Origin of the sequence: Kribbella sp. (genome assembly GCF_035687465.1) — a bacterium.
Taxonomy (GTDB): domain Bacteria; phylum Actinomycetota; class Actinomycetes; order Propionibacteriales; family Kribbellaceae; genus Kribbella.
The window spans coordinates 1-5,771 of sequence record NZ_DASRXP010000058.1 but is presented as its reverse complement, the minus strand read 5'-3'; the positions used below and the strand labels follow the sequence as shown (position 1 = coordinate 5,771).

Below are 5,771 nucleotides of genomic sequence, written 5' to 3'. Positions count from 1 at the left end.
GGTGTGGGTGGTGCCGCACGAGGTGCACGCCGTCGTGCCCCGTCCGTCGCGATGGACAGAGCCGCGCTGGGTCGGGGTCTACCGCTGGGCCGCGCTGGGCGGTGATCTGCTGGCCGCGATGATCGGCATCTCGGTGGCGCTGTTGACCCGGTTCGGCTATCACGTGGGCAGCGGTTACCTGGTGATCAGCAGCCTGCTCCCGTTGGCCTGGGTGGCCGTGGTCGCGGCGTCCAGGGGTTACGACTCGCGGTACTTCGGCGCCGGCCCGGACGAGTTCCGGTCGTTGCTGCGCTCGGGTGTCGGACTGACGGCCGCGGTGGCGATGGCGTCGTACGCGACGAGAACCGAGATCGCCCGCGGCTTCGTCGTGCTGGCCATCCCGGTGACAGTCGGGGCCGCGCTGTTCTTGCGCTACGGGCTCCGGAAAGACCTTCACCGGCACCGGTTGCGTGGACGCTGTCTGCATCGGGTGCTCGTGGTCGGCCGGAGCGGTCCGGCCGCGACCTTGTGTGAGCACCTGGAGAGCCGGCCGACGGACGGGTTCCGGGTGGTGGCGACCTGCCGGCCGCGCGGCGACCAGCGCTCGGCCGGGACGTTGCAGCCCGAAGAGCTGGACGAGGCCGACATCCTGGCCGCGGTCGACCGGCACACCGTGGATGTCGTCGCCGTGGCGACCGACCCCGACCTGGCCGGCCAGTCCCTGCGTCGCCTGTCCTGGGCGTTGGAGCAGCGCGGCGTCGAACTGATCGTTTCCCCCGGAATCATCGAGGTCGCCGGTCCGCGGATCTCCGTGCGCCCGGCCGCCGGCCTGTCGCTGCTGCACCTGGAGCGGCCGTCGGTCAGCGGTGGGCCGCACCTGATCAAGGCGGTCTTCGACCGGGTGCTTGCTCTCGGTCTCATCCTGCTGCTGGCCCCGCTGCTGATCGGTCTGACGGTGGCCGTGCGGGTGTCCAGCCCAGGACCAGTGCTGTTCCGCCAGCGGCGGGTCGGCCGGTCGGGTGCCGAGTTCACGATGCTCAAGTTCCGCAGCATGTACGCCGATGCCGAGCAGCGCCTCGGCGATCTGTATGCGCTGAGCGACGGCAACGGCGTGATCTTCAAGATGCGGGACGATCCGCGGATGACGCCGCTCGGCCGGTGGATCCGCCGCTTCTCGCTCGACGAACTGCCCCAGCTGTTCAACGTGCTGCGCGGTGACATGTCCCTGGTCGGTCCACGCCCGCCGCTGTCCGAGGAGGTCGCCCTGTACGCCGCGGACGACTCCCGGCGGATGCTGGTCAAACCCGGCATCACGGGATTGTGGCAGGTGAGCGGGCGCAGCGACTTGTCCTGGGACGAATCGGTCCGGCTGGACCTCCGCTACGTCGACAACTGGTCGATGACGCTGGACCTCCTGATCCTCTGGAAGACCTTGCGTGCGGTGATCTACGGCGCGGGAGCCTATTGATGACCATCGATCCACGGTCACCGGTCTATGTCGCGGGCCACCGGGGACTGGTCGGGTCGGCGATCTGGCGCCGACTCGAAGCTGCCGGCTTCACCCATCTGATCGGTGCCACCTCGTCCGAGCTCGACCTGCGCGATCGGGACGCCACGTTCGCGTTCCTGGCTGAGCACAAGCCCGCGGTGGTGGTCGACGCGGCCGCGCGGGTTGGTGGCATCCTGGCGAACCGGGATCACCCGACCGAGTTCCTCAGCGACAACCTGCGGATCCAGGTGAACCTGATGGACGCGGCCCTCGCAGTACGGGTGCCGCGGCTGTTGTTCCTCGGGTCGTCGTGCATCTACCCGAAGTTCGCGGAGCAGCCGATCAAGGAGTCGAGTCTGCTCACCGGTGAGCTCGAGCCGACGAACGACGCGTACGCGATCGCCAAGATCGCCGGCATCATGCAGGTTCAGGCCGTCCGCAGGCAGTACGGGCTGCCGTGGATCTCCGCGATGCCGACCAACCTGTACGGGCCGAACGACAACTTCGACCTGACCAGCTCCCATGTGCTGCCCGCGCTGCTGCGGCGGTTCCACGACGCTGTCGAGAGCAACGCGTCCGAGGTCGTCCTGTGGGGGACCGGGACGCCGAGGCGCGAGTTCCTGCACGTCGACGATCTCGCGGACGCGAGCCTGCACCTGCTGGAGCACTACGACGAGCCGGGGCCGATCAACGTCGGCGTCGGCACCGACCTGACGATCCGCGAGTTGGCTGGGATCGTTGCCGCGGTCGTCGGCTATGCCGGTGCCATCGGCACCGATCCGTCCAAGCCGGACGGAACCCCGCGCAAGCTGCTCGACGTGAGCAAGCTGAGCGCCCTGGGCTGGAAGCCCGCCATCGAGATCGAGCGCGGCGTGGCGGAGACCTACGCCTGGTACCGCGAGCAGCTGAGAGGCGATGTATGAGGAAGGCCCTGATCACGGGGATCACTGGCCAGGACGGTTCGTACCTGGCCGAGTTGCTGCTGGCCAAAGGCTATGAGGTGCACGGCCTGATCAGGCGCGCCAGTACCTTCAACACGCACCGGATCGACCACCTGTACGAGGACCCGCACGAGCAGGACAAGCGGCTGTTCCTGCACTACGGCGACCTGACCGACGGGTCGCGCCTCGTCACGCTGCTGGCGTCGATCCAGCCGGACGAGGTGTACCACCTGGCCGCCCAGAGCCATGTCCGGGTCAGCTTCGACGAGCCCGAGTACACCGGCGACACCACCGGGATGGGCACCACCCGGCTGCTCGAGGCGATCCGGATGATCGGGCTGGACTGCCGGTTCTACCAGGCCAGCAGCTCGGAGATGTTCGGAGCCAGCCCGCCGCCGCAGAACGAGCAGACCCCGTTCTACCCGCGCTCGCCGTACGGGGCCGCCAAGCTCTACAGCTACTGGATGACCCGGAACTACCGCGAGGCGTACGACATGTTCACGGTGAACGGGATCCTGTTCAACCACGAGAGCCCGCGGCGCGGCGAGACCTTCGTGACCCGCAAGATCACCCGGGCGGTGGCGCGGATCAAGGTCGGTCAGGAGAAGCGGCTCTACCTGGGCAACCTGCACGCCTGCCGCGACTGGGGCTACGCACCGGAGTACGTCGAGGGCATGTGGCTGATGCTGCAGCACGACAAGCCGGCCGACTACGTGGTCGCCACCGGGACGTCGTACTCGGTGCGCGACTTCGTCTCGCAGGCGTTCGACCACGTCGGGCTGGACTGGGAGAAGTACGTCGACTACGACCCGCGGTACGAGCGCCCGACCGAGGTCGATTCACTCATCGGTGACGCATCGAAGGCGCTCGACGAGCTCGGCTGGAAAGCACAGGTACACATGCCGGAGCTGGTCCGGATCATGATGGACGCGGATCTCGCTGCACTGACTAGGACTGACTTATGACTGCCGAGCTGGTCGTTGTGCCGCATGCGCGGGTGGACGTGCTGGGGATCCACATCAGCGTGTCCGACATGGACGACACCGTCGAGACCTTCGACCGCTGGATCGCCCAGGGCGAGCGGCACCTGGTCTGCGTCTCGGACATGAACGCGCTGCTGTGTGCCCGGGCCGACGAGCGGCTCACTGAGCTGTACAACACCGCCGGCCTGACGCTGGCCGACGGGATGCCGCTGGTCTGGGCCGGCAAGCGGGCCGGCTTCGAGCGGATGGCCCGGGTCTGTGGGCCGGATCTGCTCGAGCGGGTGATGGCCGTGGCGGCCGAGCGCGGCTGGTCGCAGTACTTCTACGGCGGTGCCGAAGGGGTTCCGGAGAAGCTGCGGGACAACTTCGTCGCCCGTCATCCGGAGCTGAAGGTCGCCGGGGTCTACTCACCGCCGTACCGGGCCCTGAGCGAGGCCGAGGACGCCGAGGTCGTGAACCGGCTGAACGAGGCGAAGCCGGACATCATCTGGGTCGGGCTGGGCGCGCCGAAGCAGGAGCGCTGGATGGCTGAGCACCGCGACCGGCTGGACGCCGCGATCCTGATCGGAGTGGGCGCCGCGTTCGACTTCCACACCGGCCGGCTGGATCGTGCGCCGGGCTGGATGCAGCGGTCCGGGCTGGAGTGGAGCTACCGGCTCTACAAGGAGCCGCGGCGGCTGTGGCGTCGTTATGTGCTGGGGATCCCGCGCTTCAGTCTGGGCATTCTGCGCCGGCCCCCGCGGCCGGTTTGTTGAAGCTCAGCCGACTGGCCGGCCCGGCGGGTCGCGCGGGCTGGGGTCTTGCCGACCAGGGATTGTCCAGCCTCAGCAACCTGGCGGTAGGTGTACTTGTCGCGCGCAGCAGCACGGTCGCCGACTTCGGCGTGTACGCACTCGCCTTCGGCGGTTACACGATCGCCCTGAACGTCTCCCGAGCAGTTGCCACCGAGCCGCTCGCGGTGCGCCACTCCGGCGACCGCGGCCCGGCCTGGGAGAAAGCAGTCAGAGCCAGTACTGCGACCGCCTCCCTGGTCGGCGTGGTCGCCTTGCTGATCGGACTAGCCATTGCGGCGTTCCCAGGTGTTCCGTCGCGCGGGATGCTGATCGCCTTCGCCGTGACGATGCCGGGGCTGCTGCTCCAGGACGCCTGGCGCTGGGCGTTCTTCGTCATCGGGGAAGGGCGCCGGGCCTTCCTCAACGACCTGGTCTGGCTGGTCGCGATGGGGGTGATCTTCGCCGGGCTCTATCTGACCGGGTCGGCGACGGCGTTCTCGTTGACGCTCGCCTGGGGGTTGGGTGCCGTGGTCGCCGCGGTCGTCGGGCGGTTCCAGGCCGGGGTGATGCCACGGTTCCAGCTGGTTCGCGACTGGCTGAAGACGCATCGCGATCTCACGCCGAAGTACGTGGGGGAGATGCTTGCCGTCAGCGGGACGATCCAGGTGTACATGCTCGGGATCACCGCTGTGGCGGGGATCGCGGCGGTCTCGGGGATCCGGGGAGCCCAGGTCCTGCTCGGCCCGGTGAATGTGCTGAACCAGGGGATCCGCGTCATCGCAGTACCGGAGGCCGCTCGGGCGCTGAGGCATTCGTACCGGCGGCTGTGGCGGGTCGGGCTGGTGATCTCGTTCGGGGTCGGTGCGGGGGCACTCGCCTGGGGAGCTGTCTTTCTGTTGCTCCCCGAAGCCGTCGGGCGTGAGCTGCTCGGGCCAGGTGTTTGGGCCGAGGCGAGTTCCGTGATGGTCCCGGTGATCCTGCTCCAGGCCTTCGGCGCCTCGAACGCCGGCGCGTTCGCCATCCTCCGCGCCCTGGCAGCCGCGGGACGGGGTCTACGCACCCGGCTGATCTCCTCGGTGGCGCTGATCGCCGCCGGCCTCACAGGGGCCTACCTAGGCGGCGCACGCGGCGCCGCCTGGGGCCTCGCCACCGCCGCCTTCTGCACAGTGCTCCTCTGGTGGTCCGAAGCCCACCGCGCACTAGTCGCCCACCGCCGGAACCACTAGCCGCTTGCGTCCGAAGAACTGGAGGGACGTCCCGCCAGTTCTTCGGACGTAAGGGTTTTAGCGGACGGTGATGGTGGAGAAGCCGCCGCGGACGGCTGTGTGGCCGTCGTAGACCTCGATGCGGTACATCTGCGAGGTGCCCGAGGGTGCGGTCGGGTCGGTGAGGGTGACGGTCGGGCGGCTCCAGAAGGTGGAGTTCGCTGTCGTCGTCGCGACCACCGTGTTGCTGCCGCTGCGGAGCAGACGGTAGGTCAGGGTGATGTCGTCGTTGTCGAGCGAGGTCTGGACGGTCGCCTTCACCTGTCCCACCGTCGTACTCGTCAACGTCGGCAACACCGGTCCGAGCGGTACCGCGCCGGCGCCTAGGTTGGTGAAGCGGG

The 5,771-nt window shown here is 68.6% G+C and carries 5 protein-coding genes and 1 pseudogene; 5 read left to right on the top strand and 1 reads right to left on the bottom strand.

Annotated features, from left to right (window positions below; genetic code table 11):
* The 5 genes from VFG33_RS02940 to VFG33_RS02920 all read left to right on the top strand — a co-directional run.
* Positions 1-1,447: sugar transferase (locus VFG33_RS02940; RefSeq protein ID WP_325022083.1), on the top strand; the 1,447-nt coding region annotated here is incomplete at its 5' end.
* Positions 1,447-2,391 carry a GDP-L-fucose synthase family protein gene (locus VFG33_RS02935; protein ID WP_325022081.1) on the top strand — a complete coding sequence of 315 codons (945 nt, stop codon included), beginning with the start codon at positions 1,447-1,449 and terminating at the stop codon, positions 2,389-2,391. The genes VFG33_RS02940 and VFG33_RS02935, both read left to right, overlap by 1 nt.
* Positions 2,388-3,374 (top strand): GDP-mannose 4,6-dehydratase, encoded by a 987-nt coding sequence (gene gmd, locus VFG33_RS02930; RefSeq protein ID WP_325022080.1) that lies wholly within the window; start codon positions 2,388-2,390, stop codon positions 3,372-3,374. The genes VFG33_RS02935 and gmd overlap by 4 nt, the downstream gene beginning before the upstream one ends.
* Positions 3,371-4,147, top strand: coding sequence for a WecB/TagA/CpsF family glycosyltransferase (locus tag VFG33_RS02925; RefSeq protein ID WP_325022078.1), 777 nt, complete (start codon positions 3,371-3,373; stop codon positions 4,145-4,147). Before gmd ends, VFG33_RS02925 begins: the two co-directional genes overlap by 4 nt.
* A complete protein-coding gene (locus VFG33_RS02920; RefSeq protein ID WP_325022077.1) occupies positions 4,144-5,391 on the top strand; it encodes an MATE family efflux transporter in 1,248 nt (415 codons plus the stop codon). The genes VFG33_RS02925 and VFG33_RS02920 overlap by 4 nt, the downstream gene beginning before the upstream one ends.
* Before the next feature lie 57 nt (positions 5,392-5,448).
* On the opposite strand, the pseudogene VFG33_RS02915 reads toward VFG33_RS02920, so the two are convergent.
* A pseudogene (locus VFG33_RS02915) lies at positions 5,449-5,771 on the bottom strand (LamG-like jellyroll fold domain-containing protein); the annotation flags it as partial.